This window comes from Alteromonas sp. MmMcT2-2 (genome assembly GCF_022348305.1).
In the GTDB taxonomy this organism is placed as follows: Bacteria; Pseudomonadota; Gammaproteobacteria; order Enterobacterales; family Alteromonadaceae; genus Alteromonas; species Alteromonas macleodii.
In genome coordinates this window covers 80,059-99,505 of sequence record NZ_JAKRFA010000015.1, presented here as the reverse complement: position 1 = coordinate 99,505, position 19,447 = coordinate 80,059, and the positions used below count along the sequence as shown (strand labels likewise).

Here is a 19,447-nt window from a genome sequence, read left to right as displayed (position 1 = left end):
TGGTATGTGTAATTAAAGTATAATGATGTAGTGGTTAAATGACCGACCCAAAGGCACGACGCCAGAAAGTGCAGCGTGTCATTTGATGTGAAGTCGATAGTCTAGGCTTAGTGTTTGCGGTGAATGCATTCGTAAATGGACCGCAAGCTGTAGAGTTGAACTTTTTTTCTTTATTTAGGTCTTGATATTGTAGAAACTGTCACTATAACTACATATTGGTTAGACTTCATATCTTAATTAGGTCTCGCGCAGCTTCGGTTACTTTGCTAATATGAAGCGGCAATAAATGAGGTGAACAATGAGCAACAATTTGCAATCTATGGCCCTGTCAGTGCCACACAGCGGTAGCATTGAAGGCTACATCCAAGCTGTAAGCAGCATTGATATGCTTAGCGCTGAGGAAGAGCGCGAGTTGGCAGTGCGCCTTCGCGAAGACGAAGACTTACAAGCCGCTCGTAAGCTAGTAATGTCACATCTTCGTTTTGTAGTGCACATTGCAAAATCTTACTCAGGTTATGGCTTACCACAAGCCGACTTAATTCAAGAAGGTAACATCGGTCTGATGAAAGCCGTTAAGCGTTTCGACCCAACGGTGGGCGTACGTTTGGTTTCTTTCGCGGTACATTGGATCAAAGCAGAAATTCATGAGTTTGTACTTAAAAACTGGCGAATAGTGAAAGTTGCGACAACCAAAGCGCAGCGCAAACTATTCTTTAACCTTCGTAAGGCGAAGAAGCGTCTTGGTTGGTTTACTCATGACGAAGTGCAAACAGTAGCGAACGAATTAGGCGTGAGTACAAAAGAAGTGCTTCAAATGGAAGCGCGTATGAGTTCTCAAGACCAAGCGTTCGATTTAACTGCGGACGAAGATGAAACAGGCAATTTTGCGCCAGTTCAGTATTTAGAAGACAAATCTTCAGATGTTGAAACTGACGTAATCAACAACGACTGGGATACAGCGGCGAGCAAGCGCTTGTACTCAGCGATTAAAACGCTAGACGAGCGTAGCCAAGATATCATCGAAACTCGTTGGTTAGCAGACAACAAGATTACTCTGCAAGACTTAGCTGATAAATATCAGGTTTCTGCAGAGCGTGTTCGTCAAATTGAAAAGAACGCGATGAAAAAGCTTCAAGCAGCTATGGTCGCGTAGTACACGCAGTGCATAGCTTACAAATAGCTTAACGACGAAAAAAGCGCCTTAACGGCGCTTTTTTTATGAGTGGATTTTTGTTCTTAATGACGGCTCGTACGAATTAGTGATGATCGCTAATCCGTAACGCTACTCTTCTTCATTTTTAGAGGGAGGAAGTACGTAGAATACCCCTTCAAATTCCGCCACAGGGGTGTCGCCATCTAAAATTGCCACACTCAGCTCAAACCTTGCCTTGTTGTCGTTCTCTAGCGGCTTGAACTTTCCAGACAAGGTTTCAATATTACAGATTGCCCTTGGCTTCATCGTGATGGGTTTATGGTAATGAATATCACCATCGCCCAATACAATGTCACCGTCTAATCCACGCTCTTTAAGCTGCAAGTAAATCATGCCCCAGCCAGTTAGTGTAGCTAAAGAAAAAATACTGCCAGCAAACATAGTGCCGTGAATATTGATGTTTTTGTTTAATGATGCACGGGTTTCAAGCGTGCGGCCAGTGTACTGGTAAAGCTTAATTCCCATGTGCTCGGTAATAGGAATGGTCTCAGACCATGTCTCTTGCAGCGATTTACACCACTTAGGGTGAAGTACTAATGTGTTGTTTTCAGTGAACTTCTTGACCATTTGTTGACGTTTCAGCATGCCTAGTTCGTTAGGCGCTTCACGCTCAACTTCAAAGCCACATGCGCTAAAAAAGTCGATAGATATTTCGCGGCTGTTCGTTACAGCGCGCTCGGCGCCCAAGTCTTTCGCAACGTTTTCGAGTGCGGCCATGATCATTTGGCCTAAGCCCTTGCGTTGATGGCCTGGGTGAACCGCAATATGACGAATTTGTGCCTCTTCGGCTGTGTTCAAATGCACACGGCCGCAAGCTACAATTTCGCCATTTCGGTTAGTAATAATACGGTGCTCTGCGACTTGTTCATATTCGTCTTTTTCAGAGCCTGGAGGGAAATTCCATGGCTGGCGTAAGTGTTCCCACCGAAAATGAAAATAGGCTTCAAACTCGGCATCGCTTTTTGGTGTGACTACCTTGTACACAATAAACCGGCCTTCTTAAATGAATGAACGAGTATTTAAACGTAAGAATACATGCGGTACAAGCTTAATTATGTAAGCAAGTTTGGGATGCTGACGAAGCGTACGATTTTACCCGCTAAACGCTAAATTGAAAGGTGACGGGGCCGTCATTAATTAGGCCTACTTGCATATCAGCGCCGAACTCGCCAGTGGCCACCACCATACCTTTATTTTTTAGAGACTGAACGAACTTTTCATAAATGGCTTGGCCGTGTTCTGGCGATGCGCCGCGTGAAAAACCAGGACGATTACCTTTCTGCGTATCGGCTACGAGTGTGAACTGAGAGACCACCAGTATTTCGCCTCCCACTTGCTCAACATTTAGATTCATTTTTCCGTCTTCGTCACTGAACATGCGATATCGACAGAGCTTATTTGCTAGTTTCTCAATCTCCGCGTCACCGTCTTCTTTCTCTACACCCAAGAGCACCAGCATGCCTTTACCAATTTCGCCGATAACATTACCGGCAACGGTGACATTGGCTTCCGATACGCGTTGAATTAGTCCTATCACTTTGACGACTCCTGAATAAAGCGAGACATGTCGCGGGTAGCACGGCAGAGTGCGTAACCTATACTAGGCTCGGTAGTACTGTGCCCCGCGTCGGGGATAATTTGTAGCTGACTTTGAGGCCACGCTTTGTGAAGTGCCTCCGCCGCTTCTGTTTTGCAGATCATGTCGTAACGACCATGTACAATTGTTCCAGGAATATGACTTATTTTGCTAATGTTTTCAAGAATATAGTTTTCGTCTAGGAAGCATTGGTTAGATAGGAAATGGCATTCCAATGTGGCTAAACAGGTGACCAGCTGCATAGGGTAATTAGTTGTCGAGTCACCCACACCAGGTGGTAGAGTTATACGAGAAAGTCTCTCTTCCCATTGGTACCATCTTTTAAGCGCTGAATGTCTTAGTACATCATTGCTAGAACGCACCATTGCACTATAGAAATCACACACTGAATTAGAGGTCACAGGCTTAGGCACATCTTTTGTAAATTTCCGGTAATACTCGGGAAATAATTGAGCTGCACAGCCATTTGGCGATAAAAACCAATCCCTGTCTTCCTGTCGAGCTAAAAATACGCCACGTACAATGAGTCCTGTCACTCGCGGCGTGTACTTTAACGCGTAGAGCAGGGCGAGTGTCGAACCCCACGAACCGCCAAACAAGAGAAATTTTGGAATTGAAAGGTGTGTACGCAATGCTTCGATATCTTCAACATTCGACCATGTGTCGTTGTTTAGCGTGTCAGCGATAGGCGTAGAGCGGCCGCAACCACGTTGCTCATAGCCGATAATGCGATACTTATTGCTGTCAAAAAAGCATTTGTAATTAGGGGGTAAGCCTGCACCTGGGCCTCCGTGAATAAAGAGCACAGGGATGCCGTTTGGATTACCACTTTGCTCGAAGTAAAGCGAATGCCCACTTCCCACTTCGATAAATCCATTTTCATAGTAGGTAACATCGGGGTAAAGTCGTTTCATTTTGTTTCTGCGCGTTGTGTGAGTGCCTGTTTTAGTTTAGTTTATTGTTATACAAACGGTTGCGTGCTGACTGCTTTAACGCTGTTTATGCTTGTAAAATAAGCGATAAATCTTAAGTGTATACTATAGAACAAGTGTCATTACGTGCTAGCTAATCATATTATAGTCATAAATGCGAGGAGGTTTATATGGCAGGTCAAGGATCGGGCGGTAATGTAATCGCCGCAATTTGTAACTTCTTTATTCCTGGTTTAGGTCATTTGGTTCAAGGCAGAATACTGGGCGCGCTGTTCTATTTCATTACCGTAGGCGTCTGTTATGCCCTGGCTGCGACCGTCGTTCTTGCTATCGTATTCTGGCCATTAGGTGCTATTTTGCATTTAATCAGTATTATAAGCGCAGCGCGCTTTAGAGGTGGAGTAACCGCATGAAGCTACTTGCATCAGCATTTGTTGCTATCCTTGCCCTTAGTGGGTGTCAGTCTGCATATTACGCAGCATGGGAAAAAGTGGGCGTTGAAAAGCGTGATATCTTAGTAGACCGCGTTGAAAACGCGAAAGAATCACAAGAGGACGCTCAAGAGCAGTTTAATTCGGCGCTTGAGGCATTCAGCGCGGCCGTTGCATTTGATGGCGGTGAGCTTGAAGATGTTTACAATCGATTAAACGGTCAGTACGAAGATAGTGTTGCCGCCTCGGAAGAAGTGAGTTCACGTATAGACAAGGTGGAAAGTGTAGCTGAGGCTTTATTCGATGAATGGTCTGAAGAGTTAGAGAAGTATGAGAACGCATCGCTGAAGCGGGATAGTGCGGCGAAGCTTCGCGAAACTAAGCGTCGTTACTCTTCACTAATGACGGCTATGCGCAAAGCGGAAAGTAAAATGCCGCCGGTATTAAGCGCGCTTCAAGATAATGTGCTGTACTTGAAACATAACTTAAATGCCAGCGCGATAGGCGCGCTGCAGGGCGAGCTCTCTACCATTGAGAACAACGTCGCTCAGCTTATCAGACAAATGAATTCTGCTATTGCCGAGTCTGATGCGTTTATTTCTTCAATGAAAAACTAGCTTTTAAGCAGTAATAAATAGAAAGGGAGCGAGAAGCTCCCTTCTTTATTTTAAACCTGTAGGGCTGATTATTCTTGAGGTACCTTGCGGGGTTCGTTTTCTGCTTTTCTGTTTTCAAACGCTTCACCTAGGCTGCAGGTAAATTCAGCACCAAACAGCACAATTACCCACGACAAATACACCCACAAAAACAGAATAGGTACCACCGCAAGCGCGCCGTAAATAAGTTCGTACGAAGGAAAGTTCGTAACATAAAGCGCAAAGCCTGACTTGGTAATTTCAAAAGCGATAGTAGCCACGATAGCGCCAACCAGTGCGTGACGAGCAAAGACTCTTCTATTAGGAACCACCATGTATAAAATGGTGAAAGCAAGCATGGCTGCGCCGCTTGGTACAAGACTGAGTAAGAAGGTACCAAGACCTGGTGTGTATTCTTCGGTGAATGCCGCTAATCCAGTTAAATAAGAACTGACCACCACACTGGACCCGATTAACATTGGACCAAGAGTGATCACCATCCAGTAAATAGCAAAGGTATACACAATAGGTCTGTCACTTTGCGTACGCCAAATTCTATTCAGGGTTTTATCTACGTTTGATATAAGCATTAACGCAACGAGCAGCAGCGACAAAATACCAATAGCACTCATTTGTGAGGCATTGCCTACAAAATCGGTCATGTATTTATGCACCACATCACTGGCGGTGGGAACAAAGTTGCTAAAAACAAAATGTTCGAGCTTGCTTCTCACAGATGCGAAGGCAGGAAAAGCCGACATAATGGTAAAGGTCACCATGATAAATGGTACTAAAGATAATAAAGTTACATAGGCTAAGTGCCCAGCAGAGATAGTAATATTGTCTTCTCTACAGCGCTTTATGAAGATGTTAAAGAGATCTCTAACCTGAGGAGTAACATTGTTATATAAGGCTTTAACCTTGTCTAAATCCACTCAATTTCTCCTGACGATACCGTGTAAATGGTAAACAGCGCGGTTTTATCTATGCGTACTGTTATAAAGCATCGATAGTTCATTACATGTTATATCAGATGGTAACTGCGGGCGGCCTTGGTGGCAAAGTTTAATGCAGGCTTTATACAACAAAGGCGCATTGACTGCGCCTTTTGTGGAGTACTTCATTAAACAACGTAAGCACGGTCCTGATTGTCGTTATTTATTAAGCGCCTGAACGCACGCCGAGCATGTGGCAGATGGCGTAGCTCAATTCACTACGGTTCAAAGTATAGAAATGGAAGTGTTTTACCCCTTCTTTAGCGAGTACTTTAACTTGGTCCATAGCAATGTTAGCGCCTATAAGATTACGGGTAGCTTGGTCGTCGGCATCAAGGCCGTCAAACATCTTGTGCAACCATCCCGGCACATGAACATTTGTGAACCCCGCAAATTTCACCAGTGTTTGGTAGTTGGTTACCGGCAAAATACCCGGAACGATATCTAAGTCGACACCCGCTGCGGCTGCACGGTCTCTAAATCGAAGGTACACACTCGTATCGAAAAAGAACTGGGTTATCGCTTCTGTGGCACCTGCTTCTGCTTTGCGCTTAAGGTTTAGTAAATCAAACTGCGCATTTGGTGCTTCAGGGTGCTTCTCTGGATAGGCAGCAACAGAAATATCAAAATCGGCAACGTCTTTTAGCAAGGCAACAAGATCAGAGGCATACATCTCTGTCTTTTCTACTCCTGGCGGTAAATCGCCACGAAGCGCAACAATACGGCGAATGCCTGAATCCCAGTAGTCTTTAGCAATTTGTTTAAGTTCATCTCGGCTAGCATCAACACAGGTCAAGTGAGGAACCGCCGCGACACCGGTTTGCTGCTGAATGCGTTTTACAACGTCGTGGGTTCTGTCACGCTCACCGCTATTCGCGCCGTAGGTTACCGACATGTAGCTTGGCTTTAGTGGCGCGAGACGTTCAACTGACTTCCACAGGGTCTGTTCCATGGCTTCCGTTTTAGGCGGAAAGAATTCAAAAGATACATCAATATCACGCAGTTCCGACAGGGACTGGTTTAATGCATCGATACCTTGTGCGTAAGAAACCATGGCTTTTTCTCTCAAAAATGTATTCTTATAGACGTTTAGACGTCTAAATTAAAGAATATATGTCTAGACGTCAAGAGGTTTACACTGCTCAATTGACCTTTTCGTGAACTTGTTTAGAATTTCTCTTCATAACATAAAAAAGAGTAGACCGAGTTAGTACAATGGCAGAATGGAACGGTAAATATATTCACCCCTACGCAGAGCATGGCAAGAAGAGCGAACAGGTAAAGAAAGTCACTGTCTCTATACCTATTAATGTGCTTAAGGCGCTTACTGATGAGCGTACTCGCCGCCAAATCAATAATCTGCGTCACGCCACTAATTCAGAACTGTTGTGCGAAGCATTTTTGCATGCGTTTACCGGTCAACCATTGCCTAACGATGATGACCTGCGCAAAGACAATCCTAATCGCGTACCGGCTGAAGTAAGACGTATTATGGAAGAAATGGGTATTGATCCAAGCTTCGAAAACGATGTGTCGGAAGACGACTGATATTTGGTATTAAAGAGAAACGGCGCTTTGTTGTAAGTTATTGCTAGTTGATAACCTACAACACGGCGCCGTTTTTTATGTACTTGTATTCTCTAAGCGCACCTTTTAGCAAATAAAGGTTGGGCACTAGCCCCTCCATTTTTTTGCTTTATGCGCCAGAATTTTATTCTTCTGGGCTTTCAGGCACGCGTGCAACGCCAGATTCAATCGCAGCCTTAGATACGGCGGTAGCAATACGCTCGCATAAACGCGGGTCCATAGGTTTAGGAATAATGTACTCCTTACCAAATGTCAGACTAGTACTCTTACTGGCAGCTAGTACTTCTTCTGGTACAGGCTCCTTCGTGATAGCACGAAGGGCTTCTACTGCCGCTACTTTCATTTCATCGTTAATGGCCGTTGCACGAACATCTAGTGCTCCACGGAAAATAAACGGGAAACACAGTACGTTGTTAACCTGGTTAGGGTAGTCCGAGCGTCCGGTAGCCATAATAAGATCTTTACGTACTTCGTGAGCAAGTTCAGGCTTTATCTCAGGGTCTGGGTTAGAACATGCAAATACAATTGGGTTTTCAGCCATCAAGGCCAGTGTTTCTGGTGGTAAAACATCCGGTCCTGACACACCAACAAAAATATCCGCGCCTTCCATTACATCTTCAAGCGTACGCTTGTCAGTATTGTTAGCAAATAGCTTTTTGTGCTCAGTTAAGTCTTCGCGACGAGTATGGATAACGCCTTTTCTGTCTAGCATATAAATACGCTCACGCTGGGCACCACACTTTATAAGCAGTTCCATACAAGCGACCGCTGCTGCACCGGCACCCATACACACAATTTTAGCGCTCTCTATGCTTTTACCCTGAATTTCCAGAGCATTAAGCATGCCCGCTGCAGTAACAATAGCGGTACCGTGCTGATCATCATGAAATACCGGAATTTTACAGCGCTTAATTAGCTCTTGTTCAATCTCAAAGCATTCAGGCGCTTTAATGTCTTCTAAGTTAATGCCGCCAAATGTGTCAGCGATATTCGCTACTGTATTAATGAACTCTTCGGTTGTACGATGCTTCACTTCAATGTCAATGGCATCCAGGCCAGCAAAGCGTTTAAACAGAAGGGCTTTACCTTCCATAACAGGTTTCGATGCCAGTGGGCCTAGGTTACCCAACCCTAAAATCGCGGTTCCGTTACTGATAACGGCAACCAGGTTTCCTTTACCCGTGTACTTATAGGCGTTATCTGCATCTTCAGCAATTTCTCTGACCGGCTCGGCAACGCCTGGGCTGTAGGCAAGAGCAAGGTCATCGACGCTATCTGCTGGCTTAGATAACTCTACGCGGATTTTTCCGGGTGTGGGTTTGGCGTGATAGTCGAGTGCGCGTTGTCTAAAATCTGACATGTAAAAAGGTATCCTTAGATGTAGGGTTCATCGGTGTTTTCGTTCACGCTCTGTAGCTATTTTATTGTCGTTATAGTTATAGGTAGATAAACGTAAGCGCGTTACAACCAAGTAATGACAAAAGTGATTATAAATAGTTGTTAGCACTAGGGCTTGTTGATCTTTGTTTTACAGCAATCATCAATAGGCCCCAAGGTGGCATGTGGAAAAGCAGACTAGGCGTTAACCTTTACTGATTTTGTTCACATACCTTAATGGATACAAGCCTCTGGTTTATGTACCCAAAAGCGCCATAAGTCTTGAAAGCAATGCATTATTCACAGAATTAATGCTCACTATCAAAGTGCCGATCGCAACTCTAACACAGCCAATCACTGTGTACATATCTGATCAGAATTCTCATATACCAATGTAGGTTAGGCATACTAATTAGACCAGTAAAATGGGGCTATAATTACCATTCATGCTATTTATTTTTACTTGTTGTAACATTCTGTAGGTCTATTGTGTGGAGGATGAAAACAAAGCTATCAAAGGGGTCTACGTTCTCATAAATGCATTGGACAGAAACCCAAATCAGGAAAATGGAACGAAGGGATATACCTCGTTAATTCTCCATCTAATATTTCTGATAAAATCCTGTGAAAGCCCACTCAAAATTCGCGCTGAAGGCGAGGATATGACAGAAAGAAAACTAATAACCGTGCTAACCGATGTGTGCGAAAGCGTAAAATCTACCAATAATGGATTTGTTTGGCTAACTCACGTAGGGCATTGGAGAGCGCCGCAAGTGATTGCCGTGTTTAATACTGAGCAGGAGAAGCAGCGGGCGTTAACTAATGGTTGGGATATAGACTTCATAAACCAAGTGAATATTGCTTTGGCGTCAATTAAGTCAGCACCCGTTGGTATTTATTTTGATAGCGAAGAAGAGTGTAAGAAAGTGAGTGGCGGCAATTGGGACAGGCATTTATCTAATGTTAAAAACCTTCACTGAGTTCAGGTTACGCTGAATATTGTAAATTAAGCTAAAAACGTTTTCAGAAAGGCGAGTTGCAGGGCTTGTTAAACTGGCTAGGTACTGGCCTGACGTAGGACAACGGCGGTAAAGCGCTGTTTGGCACACCTTGTTTGTGTGAAGCGTGAATTTTAAGCAATAAAAAAGCGCCATAAAGGCGCTTTTTTTCGAACTCGATATCAGGCTTACTTTTTGCCCAATGCACCGAAACGCTTCTTGAAGCGATCAACACGACCACCAGTGTCAACGTTACGTTGCTTACCAGTGTAGAATGGGTGACATGAAGAACATACGTCTAGGTTGATGTCTTTACCAAGCGTAGAGCGAATGTTCATTACGTTACCACATGAGCAAGTTGCTGTGATTGCTTCGTATTTTGGGTGGATATCTTGTTTCATTGGGTTACCTCACATAATAAGGCCGTATCGCTATACAACCCGAAGTCGCACACCATACGTTACTTAATTCAAATGATAAGTTGTTCAAAGAACAGCCTATCGCAAAAGAGCGGCGCATAATAAAGGATGGCAGGGCCTTGATCAAGCGGTTTTTGGCCAAATGCTAAACAAGAGAGCTAGGCAAGGTAGCCGTATAAAAAGGTAGCCGTATAAAAAGGCCAAACAAAAAACATTCTTTTTATGCTTAACAGTAAAGTATGTTTAAATATTTGTCTTTCAAGGCTCGGTCAGATGCTCAAGTGGCAAAATCATGCGCTAATAGCAAAATGTGTAGCTAGCTGTTAGCAGCGCAAACTGCTGTAACGTATAGGTCTGCAAGAAGCCTCAGTATAATTAGTTTCAACATAAGAAGCTTAGTAAGCGCATTACGCGCTTTAACAATCGTCAAATAAGGTAGAACCTTCGCAATGGCCTTTATCCAAGTTGCCGTGCCAGTGCCACTGCGCCAACTTTTCACGTATACCCACGATAACGCACTAAGTGCGGGTGTAAGAGTAGTTGTGCCTTTCGGTCCGCGCAAACTTGTGGGCGTAGTTGTTGAAACCCTACACAAAACTGAAAGCGACATTGAAAACTCCAACAAGCTAAAAGCCATTGAGTCGGTACTGGACGATAGCCCTATTATAGATGGGGTGTTATTGAAAATGGCCCAATGGCTGTGGCAGTACTATCATCATGCGCCGGGTGAAGTGCTACACGCCATGCTGCCTGTTTTATTGCGCAAAGGCGAGTCAGCAGCGCCAACACCCCAAGACATGTTGATGCTTACCGAAGAAGGTAAGCAAACGACTGCAGACACGTTATCGCGGGCGCCTAAACAACAAGCCTGTTTTACTGCACTGGCCGGTGGTGCCTTATTAGCGTCCCAAGCGCGCAAGCAGTATGGCGCACCTGCGGTCAAAGCACTTGTCGAAAAGTCATTGATAAGCATTGAAGAAGTTGCGCCTGAATTTAAGTCAGGCAGTTGGCTTGCCTCGTTATCGGTGTCTGAAAAGCCAATTCCAGATACTGAGCAATCGGTTGCCATTGCCGCACTTAATCGTCAGCAGGGCAATTTCGCTGTAAGTTTGCTTGAAGGGATTACCGGTAGCGGTAAAACGGAAGTGTATCTTCAAGCTATCGAACCCTTGCTGCGTGAAGGGAAGCAAGTGCTTATACTTGTGCCAGAAATTGGGCTGACGCCGCAAACGGTGTCACGCTTTGAAAAGCGCTTTGGTATTGCAGTGGGCGTTTTACACTCTCAGCTTTCTGATAAAGAACGGTTACATGTATGGCAGCGAGCAAAAGCAGGTGAACTCGGGATAATCATCGGTACTCGCTCGGCTATTTTCACCCCGCTGCACAACCCCGGCATGCTGATTGTGGATGAAGAGCACGACGAGTCTTTTAAACAACAAGATGGACTTCGCTACCACGCCCGTGACTTGGCAGCTATGCGGGCTAAGCAGCACAATATTCCTCTTTTATTAGGCAGCGCCACGCCCGCACTCGAAACACTTAATAATGCGCTAAGCGGTCGCTATGCCCATTTGCAGTTAACTAAGCGAGCGGGAGGGGCGAAAAGCACGCATCAGCATGTGTTGGACGCGCGTGACCAACCCATTCACTACGGTATTTCGCAAGGCTTGCTAACGATAATGCGCCAGCATATCAACGCGGGAAATCAGGTATTGGTGTTTGTGAATCGCAGAGGCTATGCGCCAGCGCTGCTTTGCCATCACTGCGGCGAAACCGTCATGTGTAAGCGTTGTGACCGCCCTTATACTGTGCATAAAGCGCAGAACCGTTTACAGTGTCATCACTGCGGCGGCATGCGCTCAATGCCATCAAACTGCGAAGCGTGCCATCACAATGAATTAGTTACGGCGGGTACGGGCACCGAGCAAGTCGAGCAAGGGCTTGCAAGTTTATTTCCCGGTGTTAAGCAGGTACGAATAGACAGCGATACCGTGCGGGGCAAAGACAAACTGCATCAGACGCTAGATGCAATAAACCGCCAAGAGTACCAGCTGCTGGTAGGTACCCAAATACTATCAAAAGGTCACCATTTTCCGCATGTAACCTTAGTGGCGGTGCTAGATTGTGATGGTGCACTTTTTAGTGCCGATTTTAGAGCACCAGAAAAGCTCGCTCAGCTTGTAACTCAGCTTGCTGGAAGAGCAGGGCGCGCCAGTAAACCTGGTGAGATGTGGCTGCAAACTCACAACCCCCATCACCCTTTGCTACAAGATTTAGTGCACAATGGCTATGGGCATTTCGCCAGACACGCTTTAATGGAGCGAAAAGCGGCAGGGCTTCCCCCATTTATTAGCCAGTTTGTCATTCGCGCAGAAGCGACCGACAGCAGTTTGGCCTACCGCTTTTTACAAGACAGTAAGCAAGTATTTCTCCAGCAGCATGCCATTGAGCTAAATGGCCCGTTTCCTTGTTTGATTGAAAAGCGGCAAGGCAGGTTTCGGTTTATGCTGGTATGCAGCCATGAAAAGCGTGCGCCGCTTCACAATGCGCTGCGTTTGGCGCTGCCATTTTTACAGGCGTTGCCACAGGCAATGAAGGTAAGGTGGTCGATAGATATTGATCCTACCGATTTCAGTTAGCTTGTTGGGTTGCAATACGTTAAAATTTCTGCAGGATTGAAGTGCAGGAAAGCTGCTGCTTCATAAAGATTTGGTATATGACGTTTTCTTACGCATACAAACAACGATAACAAGTAGGAATATTGCCGACTATGGCTCAACGCGATTATGTCTCTCGTGGACGCTCTCCTCAAAAAAAGAAGCCTGCTGGTAAAGGTAGAAAACCGGCCAGAAGCGCGCAATCAAATGCGCAATCTAACGCCCCGGTTTCTGGAAAACTTCCTATTGTGCGCCTTGTTGGCGTATTCGCATTGGTGATTGGCTTTGGTGCATTTTTGTGGTCAATAAAAGACAATGTAGAAGACGACGTGGATACACAAGCTTCACGACCTGTGGCTCCTACAGAAGAGACGTTACCTGAGCTTCCTGAAGAAGAATGGGAGTACATTAAGACCCTTCCAGGATATGAAGTAGAAGTTGAGGTCAAAGAGCAAGAAAAATCTGACAAACGCTATTTAATGCAGTGCGCCTCGTTTAGAACCCGCGCGCAGGCTGAAGAGATGAAAGCCAAAATTGCATTCCAAGGTTTAGAGGCGCTTATCAGACACAGCACTGGCAGCAACGGCGATTGGTTCCGCGTTATTCTGGGCCCTTACGAGTCTAAGCGTGATGCAGAAAAAGCCAAGCACAGTCTGCGTAAAGTGAACATTGCGACATGCCAAATTTGGTACTGGAATTTGTAGCAGATTATTGTAGGTAACACTTAATGCGGTGCATACGGCGCTGAAATAGCGCGTAGAGAAAGGATGCGTTTACAAGGAAGTATCAATGTATTGCCATCACCGAACAACCAAATTACGCCGCTTATAGCATAGAAGAGCTTGAGGACGTTCTGGAAAATATTGATAAGCAGGCCTTTCCAGAACGCTATCAGGCAGCAAAAAATGAGCTCGCTGCTAAGCGGGCAACGCTGCCACCTGAGAATGATACGGATAGCGCCCATCAAGATGAGCATTTTACTCGACCTAAGTGGTCTGAGCTTCATCCAATAACACGTATCAGTAACGGCGCTTTTTTAGTACTCATTGGCGCAATGTTCGTAATTGTTTTAACCGATTTTATTGTGATCAATTCTTGGCTAGACAATTCGAATTGGGCCATCGTACTTCTCACTGTTGTTTATAGCGCCTTTTATTACCTCACTATTTTTGTTGATAAACGATACGCGCAGTATGTAACTAAAGATTTGCGTGGAAAAATGACGTTATTTGGCATGCCGCTATTAGCCTTTTTCTTGTGGTTTAGTTTTGTTGATACGGCATTGCCCTACACGCTTCACTTAGCGTCCGATAAACAAGAAACAGAAAGAAAATTTGCTTATGAAAAAGGAAGCGGCTCTAAGCACTGTCGACATCCACTTTTGCTAAAAGAGAACGGTCCCCTGTCTGATGGGCGCTTATGCTTAAGGGAAAGTGAGCACAAACGCCTACCGAATAAAGGATGGGTGTATGTTAAGGGCTACGAAAGTGGTTTTGGTTTTGACATTGAAGGGTATCGATTTCGCTAAATTTCAACCATGAATGCCTGCGTATTAATCACTTCAAATGCAATTAGCCCAAGCAAAATGAGATTAACCAAAACCGTTACCCAATAAACCCTCATGAATGCCGATTTACTACGCTTATGCTCATACCAGTCCCTTCGGGAAGGTCTGGCAAGCTTCCTAGCTTCATTCTGGGAATTTGAAAGGGAACAGCCATTCCTGCATTCCCACGCTTTGCTAGGAAACTTGCCAGCGCCTTCTGAGTGGGCAATTATCTATGCGGATTGGTATTGACATCTGTTGGGCTAGCAATGCACCAGGCCAACCTCCCAATAGGCTTAATATATGCAGTTTTGCTTCTGAAACTCGCCGTTTTTCCTTTTTTGCAGCCGATTTGTCTATGCCGTAAAACAGTATGGTAAGCAAACTTACCGCGCCATAAACGATAGGTACTATAAACGGTAGCCGACCTGACAATGTAAATAACGCAAGTGCACCGGAGAAAATACTCAGTACGATAACATTACGTTTTCTTCGCGAGGTTGGCTTATTGGCGCGTAAACGTTTTGCTTTGTGATCCTTGAGTAAGCTGATGTTGCAGGCGCGGTGATTACCATTTCTATCCTGCTCAACTTCATAAACAATAATGTCGCCATTAACCGGGCGCCTAGAGCGTTGTTTAAACGCTTCGATATGAGTAAACGCGCGCGTGCCTCCACCGTTAGGCTCTACAAAACCATAACCTTTAGCATCGTCCCACTGTTGAATTCTTCCCTGATACTTCACTACCACTCCTTTAAAACCATTATGTAGCGTCTTCATTGTTGCTACTTTATCTGTGCTCTATCACCTAGGCATTATTTCACTTGGCCATAGAGTGTGTTGGCGAGAGTATGCACTCAATAAATGATGTATTCAATAAGCACCGTATGCGCTAAGCCCATATAGTAGGCAGCTCTGAGCGCACATTCTTTTGTCTTACCCTTGAAATTAAAAAGCCTTCCCCCACTTATTTGTTATTGAATTTGAACGCTGCTGCCTTTGCTAGACGAAAAACGCAGCAGCGCCCAGCCAAACGGGGAATTAACGTGACAACGATTGTATCTGTACGACGTGGGAATCAAGTGGTAATGGCCGGTGACGGACAGGTATCACTGGGCAATACCGTAATGAAAGGTAATGCGCGCAAAGTGCGCCGTTTATACCACGACAAGATTTTAGCGGGCTTTGCTGGTGGCACGGCCGACGCATTTACGCTGTTTGAGCGCTTTGAAGCAAAGCTTGAAGCCCACCAAGGCCATTTGACCAAAGCGGCGGTAGAGCTTGCCAAAGACTGGCGGACTGACAGGGCGCTTCGCAAACTAGAGGCATTGCTTGCCGTAGCAGACGAAACCGCATCGTTTATCATTACCGGTAACGGTGATGTGGTGCAGCCAGAACAAGATCTTATTGCGATTGGCTCTGGTGGTAACTACGCGCAAGCTGCAGCTACTGCACTACTTGAAAATACAGAGCTAAGCGCGAAAGAAATTGCTGAAAAAGCACTGACCATAGCGGGTGATATTTGCGTATTCACTAACCATAGCCAAACGGTTGATGTACTAGATTACTAAGTAATAGCTGAGTGCTGTTATCGGCTTGCTGTCGCTCGTATGAATTTGAGTACAGCAAGCGCTGTTAGAAAAGGGTTTATTCATGTCTGAAATGACACCAAGAGAAATTGTTCACGAGTTAGACCGACATATTATTGGTCAACAAGATGCCAAGCGCGCTGTATCTATTGCACTTCGAAATCGCTGGCGTCGTATGCAGCTTGAACCTGAGCTGCGCCAAGAAGTTACGCCAAAAAATATTTTGATGATTGGCCCTACGGGTGTGGGTAAAACTGAAATAGCCCGCCGTTTAGCAAAACTTGCTAACGCGCCGTTCATTAAAGTTGAAGCGACTAAGTTCACTGAAGTGGGCTATGTAGGTAAAGAAGTTGAGACCATCATTCGTGATCTTGCTGATATTGCGGTGAAGATGACGAAAGAAAATGAAATGAAAAAGGTGAAATTCCGCGCAGAAGAAGCTGCGGAAGAGCGCATTTTAGACGTTTTGCTGCCTCCACCAGAAGATGCATGGGGTAATAAGGAAAATGTTGAAGATCGCGGTACGCGCCAAGCATTTCGTAAAAAGCTTCGTCAGGGCGACTTAGACGACAAAGAAATTGAAATTGATGTGGCACTTCCGCAGGTGGGCGTAGAAATTATGGCGCCTCCAGGTATGGAAGAAATGACCAATCAGCTTCAGGGCATGTTCCAGAATTTGTCGGGTTCGCAAAAGAAAAAGAAGAAGCTGAAAATTAAAGAAGCGTTCAAACTACTTATTGAAGAAGAGGCTGCACGCCTTGTGAATCAAGAAGATTTGAAAGAAAAAGCCATTGAGTCGGTAGAGCAGCACGGTATTGTGTTTATCGACGAAATTGACAAAATCTGTAAGCGTGAGGGCAACTCGTCGGCCGATGTGTCTCGCGAAGGTGTTCAGCGTGACTTGCTTCCACTTGTGGAAGGTTCAACGGTATCGACAAAACACGGCATGATTAAAACTGACCATATCTTGTTTATCGCTTCGGGCGCATTCCAAATGAGCAAGCCGTCTGACCTTATTCCAGAGCTTCAGGGTCGTCTTCCAATTCGCGTTGAGCTATCTGCCCTTAAAGTCGGTGACTTCAAGCGCATTCTTACCGAGCCGAATGCGTCATTAACGCACCAGTACATTGCGCTAATGAAGACAGAAGGCGTGGATATTAGTTTCGACGATTCTGGTATTCAGCGTATAGCCGAAGCGGCATGGCAGGTGAATGAGCGCACTGAAAACATTGGTGCCCGCCGTTTGCACACCGTGCTAGAGCGCCTTATGGAAGACATCTCGTTTGACGCCTCTGAAAAGAGCGGTGAGTCATTCGTGATTGATGCTGATTACGTTAACAGCCACCTAGAAACCTTGGTAGATAACGAAGATCTGTCGCGCTTTATCTTGTAATTTAGCGCTAAGTAGAAGTTTCCCCGTTAGTTGATATGTTCAACTAACCCTTCTACATGAACAAGAATTAAAAAGCCGACGTTAAGTCGGCTTTTTTACCATTCTACTTTTTCCCAATGGTCTTCGACTTCTTCAAGACGAATTATTTTTGCAGCTTCTTCCGCTTGGGTATTTGCTAGTAAATCAAGAAAGTAACTTACGGGATTATTCTTCTCTTGGCTTTCCATGTATAAGGCTCTTAAGGCAGCATCTGTTGTCCGTGGAATTTTTGTTTGACCTTTCTCATAACGCGCAATGGTCTGTTCATCAACACCAAAACGATTCGCCAGCATTTTTTGAGAAACATTTAGTTCTACACGTAAGAATTTAAACTCATCATGAGCAAGAGGCTTGTTGGTATTAACAATTGTCTGTGCTATCGCACTATGAAGACCGTTCATATCGTCAATGCTTGTATATTCTTCACCGTCTACAACTTCAACGGTAACACCGTTTTTCAGGTATACATTTGATAACCCGCTTTCAGTGTAATGGTACATTTTACCCTCTCAACTTATCCATACAGTAATTAGAAATGACATTGGACTATCATGATGATTTTTAAGTGCAACAGTGAGTTCGATAACTTTGCCCGCAGCTAAACCTTTCAAATTAAATTTCCAGTCTCCAGAAATATCAAGATATGGCCCCTCTCTAAATACTGAGTGCTTACTTTTTAATAAAGTGATTACCTGACCTGTAGTGATTCCTCGCTCATGCATGCGCTGTTTAACATGTTTAGTCCACCGAATCCGGTGAGTATAGTTTTCTGCGAGGTCATTCATTATTTTTCTGGCAGTTTCCTCTGTAAGAGGGAATTCATTAATTCCTTGGGGATTGTGATTAACCATGAATGCCTTTTGAAATTCATCCTATCATATTGATAGGTTGTTGGGGTATTGTCAATGATTGCGTAAAGGCTTCTAAACAATCGCAAATTTGTTTTGGAAACCCAATTAGCCTCTAAACGTCCTGCTTGCTACTACGAAGTCTTTACCAGCAGTGCTACCAATTTTTCTGTTATATCTAGACCGGTATCGTTTTCTATTTTCAAAAAATTAGGGCTGGGGTTGGCCTCTAAAAAAAAGTATTTTCCCTTCGCACTTTTACGCCAGTCGATAGCACACCAGTGCATACCTAATGCTTTGCATATTTTGATAGCTAACTGCTTAACGTCGCTGGGGACTAGGGTTACCGATACGCTCGCATTGTCGTCATTCCTGTAATCTAATTCACTTGAGTCGATTTGTACGCTGAGTACGTCATTGCCAAGCACATAGCTTCGTACATTCACGCCTGCAATATATTTTTGAAAGGTAACAGGGCGTTCACCTAAAAGCGCATTGAGTAACGGGCGCATGTTTGGTTGTTTATTCACAAACTGCGCAGTTCGACCGCCGCGTACGGGCTTGTAAATAACGTCTCGCATATTGTTACAAAACTGCGAAGCAACCTCGGGTGCATTGCCAACAAAGGTGTAGGGAATATGTGCTCCTAGTTTACCAGCAATACGCGATTGATAAGGTTTACACTGGTGGCTTCGAACAGCGTCGATAGAGTTCACCCATTTAATATCGCTATAGCTGAACCAGCAAAGTAGCGTACTTGCTCGCTCTTGCTCAACCCACCCTGCGTTTTCTAGCAAAGTAGATTCACTATCATGAGGTCTATCACCTTGTGTTTGAGCATCTGCACTGGCATCGTTTTTAGCATTATCACTAGGGGCTTTTAGCGGTATGCCAGGTAGGTACTCATGCCAATAAGCGGCCTGGGTATTCGAGAACGTGACTCTAGGTTGGTCGCAAAGTGAAGGCGAATTGAAATGAATTAGCCCGTCATCGAAGTCAGGGTCGTAGCTGATCTTCCACGTAGAACCAAAATGTTGTGTATTGGCAAAATAAAAGGGCGTGTTATTTTGGTGAAGTGCTTTGGCTATATGTTGGATCTGTGGGTCTTGTTCACTGCCTAGTAGTGCGACGTGCATTTGCATTCCTTGCTAGCGTTGTAAGTGTTCAAAGAATCTAGTAGCCCTTAAATCA

General features: G+C 44.8%; 21 protein-coding genes. 10 read left to right on the top strand and 11 right to left on the bottom strand.

Annotated elements, in window-relative coordinates; all coding sequences use genetic code 11:
- Window positions 1-298: 298 nt before the first annotated feature.
- Entirely contained in the window at window positions 299-1,153 is an 855-nt protein-coding gene (rpoH, locus tag MHM99_RS10925; RefSeq protein WP_014950987.1) for an RNA polymerase sigma factor RpoH, read from the top strand.
- A 129-nt stretch (window positions 1,154-1,282) separates the two neighbouring features.
- Here the strand turns inward: rpoH and MHM99_RS10920 are convergent, their stop codons facing one another.
- The 3 genes from MHM99_RS10920 to pip all read right to left on the bottom strand — a co-directional run bounded on the left by MHM99_RS10920 (window position 1,283) and on the right by pip (window position 3,724).
- Window positions 1,283-2,197, bottom strand: coding sequence for a bifunctional GNAT family N-acetyltransferase/hotdog fold thioesterase (locus tag MHM99_RS10920; RefSeq protein WP_014950986.1), 915 nt, complete (start codon window positions 2,195-2,197; stop codon window positions 1,283-1,285).
- A gap of 115 nt (window positions 2,198-2,312) precedes the next feature.
- Window positions 2,313-2,750 carry a D-aminoacyl-tRNA deacylase gene (gene dtd, locus MHM99_RS10915; protein WP_039226792.1) on the bottom strand — a complete coding sequence of 146 codons (438 nt, stop codon included), beginning with the start codon at window positions 2,748-2,750 and terminating at the stop codon, window positions 2,313-2,315.
- Window positions 2,747-3,724: a prolyl aminopeptidase gene (gene pip, locus MHM99_RS10910; protein WP_239219318.1), complete on the bottom strand. Its 978-nt coding sequence runs from the start codon at window positions 3,722-3,724 to the stop codon at window positions 2,747-2,749. Before pip ends, dtd begins: the two co-directional genes overlap by 4 nt.
- Window positions 3,725-3,912: 188 nt before the next feature.
- On the opposite strand from pip, the gene MHM99_RS10905 reads away from it, so the two are divergent.
- Window positions 3,913-4,155: a hypothetical protein gene (locus tag MHM99_RS10905; RefSeq protein ID WP_014950983.1), complete on the top strand. Its 243-nt coding sequence runs from the start codon at window positions 3,913-3,915 to the stop codon at window positions 4,153-4,155.
- Entirely contained in the window at window positions 4,152-4,790 is a 639-nt protein-coding gene (locus tag MHM99_RS10900; RefSeq protein WP_061096009.1) for a DUF2959 domain-containing protein, read from the top strand. The genes MHM99_RS10905 and MHM99_RS10900 overlap by 4 nt, the downstream gene beginning before the upstream one ends.
- A gap of 68 nt (window positions 4,791-4,858) precedes the next feature.
- Here MHM99_RS10900 and MHM99_RS10895 read toward each other — a convergent pair whose 3' ends face one another.
- Together MHM99_RS10895 and metF are read right to left on the bottom strand one after the other, a co-directional pair.
- Window positions 4,859-5,743 carry a virulence factor BrkB family protein gene (locus MHM99_RS10895; RefSeq protein ID WP_168463670.1) on the bottom strand — a complete coding sequence of 295 codons (885 nt, stop codon included), beginning with the start codon at window positions 5,741-5,743 and terminating at the stop codon, window positions 4,859-4,861.
- A gap of 226 nt (window positions 5,744-5,969) precedes the next feature.
- Window positions 5,970-6,857, bottom strand: coding sequence for a methylenetetrahydrofolate reductase (metF, locus tag MHM99_RS10890; RefSeq protein ID WP_014950980.1), 888 nt, complete (start codon window positions 6,855-6,857; stop codon window positions 5,970-5,972).
- Between the two features lie 161 nt (window positions 6,858-7,018).
- On the opposite strand from metF, the gene metJ reads away from it, so the two are divergent.
- Window positions 7,019-7,351 (top strand): met regulon transcriptional regulator MetJ, encoded by a 333-nt coding sequence (gene metJ, locus MHM99_RS10885; RefSeq protein WP_187447014.1) that lies wholly within the window; start codon window positions 7,019-7,021, stop codon window positions 7,349-7,351.
- 163 nt (window positions 7,352-7,514) lie between these two features.
- Here metJ and MHM99_RS10880 read toward each other — a convergent pair whose 3' ends face one another.
- Window positions 7,515-8,750 carry a malic enzyme-like NAD(P)-binding protein gene (locus tag MHM99_RS10880; RefSeq protein WP_014950978.1) on the bottom strand — a complete coding sequence of 412 codons (1,236 nt, stop codon included), beginning with the start codon at window positions 8,748-8,750 and terminating at the stop codon, window positions 7,515-7,517.
- Between the two features lie 679 nt (window positions 8,751-9,429).
- Between MHM99_RS10880 and MHM99_RS10875 the strand changes: the two genes are divergently transcribed.
- A complete protein-coding gene (locus tag MHM99_RS10875) occupies window positions 9,430-9,747 on the top strand; it encodes a hypothetical protein (RefSeq protein WP_039226843.1) in 318 nt (105 codons plus the stop codon).
- A 206-nt stretch (window positions 9,748-9,953) separates the two neighbouring features.
- Here the strand turns inward: MHM99_RS10875 and rpmE are convergent, their stop codons facing one another.
- Complete coding sequence (gene rpmE, locus MHM99_RS10870; RefSeq protein WP_014977577.1) at window positions 9,954-10,166, bottom strand: 50S ribosomal protein L31; 213 nt, start codon at window positions 10,164-10,166, stop codon at window positions 9,954-9,956.
- Window positions 10,167-10,633: 467 nt separating this feature from the next.
- Between rpmE and priA the strand changes: the two genes are divergently transcribed.
- From priA to MHM99_RS10855, 3 genes are all read left to right on the top strand, one after another.
- A complete protein-coding gene (gene priA / locus MHM99_RS10865; protein WP_187447013.1) occupies window positions 10,634-12,823 on the top strand; it encodes a primosomal protein N' in 2,190 nt (729 codons plus the stop codon).
- A 131-nt stretch (window positions 12,824-12,954) separates the two neighbouring features.
- Entirely contained in the window at window positions 12,955-13,545 is a 591-nt protein-coding gene (locus MHM99_RS10860) for a cbb3-type cytochrome oxidase assembly protein (RefSeq protein WP_014977575.1), read from the top strand.
- A gap of 350 nt (window positions 13,546-13,895) precedes the next feature.
- The gene (locus MHM99_RS10855; RefSeq protein WP_239219316.1) at window positions 13,896-14,369 is read left to right on the top strand and encodes a hypothetical protein; all 474 of its coding nucleotides are present in this window, start codon (window positions 13,896-13,898) and stop codon (window positions 14,367-14,369) included.
- Window positions 14,370-14,582: 213 nt separating this feature from the next.
- Here MHM99_RS10855 and MHM99_RS10850 read toward each other — a convergent pair whose 3' ends face one another.
- Complete coding sequence (locus MHM99_RS10850; protein ID WP_239219314.1) at window positions 14,583-15,131, bottom strand: DUF1294 domain-containing protein; 549 nt, start codon at window positions 15,129-15,131, stop codon at window positions 14,583-14,585.
- Between the two features lie 302 nt (window positions 15,132-15,433).
- On the opposite strand from MHM99_RS10850, the gene hslV reads away from it, so the two are divergent.
- Entirely contained in the window at window positions 15,434-15,958 is a 525-nt protein-coding gene (hslV, locus tag MHM99_RS10845; protein ID WP_014950969.1) for an ATP-dependent protease subunit HslV, read from the top strand.
- A gap of 82 nt (window positions 15,959-16,040) precedes the next feature.
- Window positions 16,041-17,369: an HslU--HslV peptidase ATPase subunit gene (hslU, locus tag MHM99_RS10840; RefSeq protein ID WP_239219312.1), complete on the top strand. Its 1,329-nt coding sequence runs from the start codon at window positions 16,041-16,043 to the stop codon at window positions 17,367-17,369.
- Window positions 17,370-17,464: 95 nt separating this feature from the next.
- On the opposite strand, the gene MHM99_RS10835 is transcribed toward hslU, so the two are convergent.
- The 3 genes from MHM99_RS10835 to MHM99_RS10825 form a co-directional block, all read right to left on the bottom strand.
- On the bottom strand, window positions 17,465-17,908 hold the full coding sequence (locus MHM99_RS10835; protein WP_014950967.1) for a helix-turn-helix domain-containing protein: 444 nt from the start codon (window positions 17,906-17,908) through the stop codon (window positions 17,465-17,467).
- A gap of 9 nt (window positions 17,909-17,917) precedes the next feature.
- On the bottom strand, window positions 17,918-18,259 hold the full coding sequence (locus tag MHM99_RS10830; RefSeq protein ID WP_239219310.1) for a DUF4258 domain-containing protein: 342 nt from the start codon (window positions 18,257-18,259) through the stop codon (window positions 17,918-17,920).
- 131 nt (window positions 18,260-18,390) lie between these two features.
- Window positions 18,391-19,392, bottom strand: a complete 1,002-nt coding sequence (locus MHM99_RS10825) for a hypothetical protein (RefSeq protein ID WP_239219308.1) — start codon at window positions 19,390-19,392, stop codon at window positions 18,391-18,393.
- Window positions 19,393-19,447 lie beyond the last annotated feature (55 nt).

Coding starts and splice junctions, on each gene's coding strand:
- hslU (WP_239219312.1), top strand. CDS start 16,041: ATGTCTGAAATGACACCAAGAGAAATTGTTCACGAGTTAGACCGACAT.
- MHM99_RS10880 (WP_014950978.1), bottom strand. CDS start 8,750: ATGTCAGATTTTAGACAACGCGCACTCGACTATCACGCCAAACCCACA.
- metF (WP_014950980.1), bottom strand. CDS start 6,857: ATGGTTTCTTACGCACAAGGTATCGATGCATTAAACCAGTCCCTGTCG.
- priA (WP_187447013.1), top strand. CDS start 10,634: ATGGCCTTTATCCAAGTTGCCGTGCCAGTGCCACTGCGCCAACTTTTC.
- MHM99_RS10860 (WP_014977575.1), top strand. CDS start 12,955: ATGGCTCAACGCGATTATGTCTCTCGTGGACGCTCTCCTCAAAAAAAG.
- MHM99_RS10835 (WP_014950967.1), bottom strand. CDS start 17,908: ATGTACCATTACACTGAAAGCGGGTTATCAAATGTATACCTGAAAAAC.
- pip (WP_239219318.1), bottom strand. CDS start 3,724: ATGAAACGACTTTACCCCGATGTTACCTACTATGAAAATGGATTTATC.
- MHM99_RS10855 (WP_239219316.1), top strand. CDS start 13,896: ATGTTCGTAATTGTTTTAACCGATTTTATTGTGATCAATTCTTGGCTA.
- metJ (WP_187447014.1), top strand. CDS start 7,019: ATGGCAGAATGGAACGGTAAATATATTCACCCCTACGCAGAGCATGGC.
- MHM99_RS10830 (WP_239219310.1), bottom strand. CDS start 18,259: ATGGTTAATCACAATCCCCAAGGAATTAATGAATTCCCTCTTACAGAG.
- MHM99_RS10900 (WP_061096009.1), top strand. CDS start 4,152: ATGAAGCTACTTGCATCAGCATTTGTTGCTATCCTTGCCCTTAGTGGG.
- MHM99_RS10875 (WP_039226843.1), top strand. CDS start 9,430: ATGACAGAAAGAAAACTAATAACCGTGCTAACCGATGTGTGCGAAAGC.
- MHM99_RS10905 (WP_014950983.1), top strand. CDS start 3,913: ATGGCAGGTCAAGGATCGGGCGGTAATGTAATCGCCGCAATTTGTAAC.
- MHM99_RS10825 (WP_239219308.1), bottom strand. CDS start 19,392: ATGCACGTCGCACTACTAGGCAGTGAACAAGACCCACAGATCCAACAT.
- rpoH (WP_014950987.1), top strand. CDS start 299: ATGAGCAACAATTTGCAATCTATGGCCCTGTCAGTGCCACACAGCGGT.
- rpmE (WP_014977577.1), bottom strand. CDS start 10,166: ATGAAACAAGATATCCACCCAAAATACGAAGCAATCACAGCAACTTGC.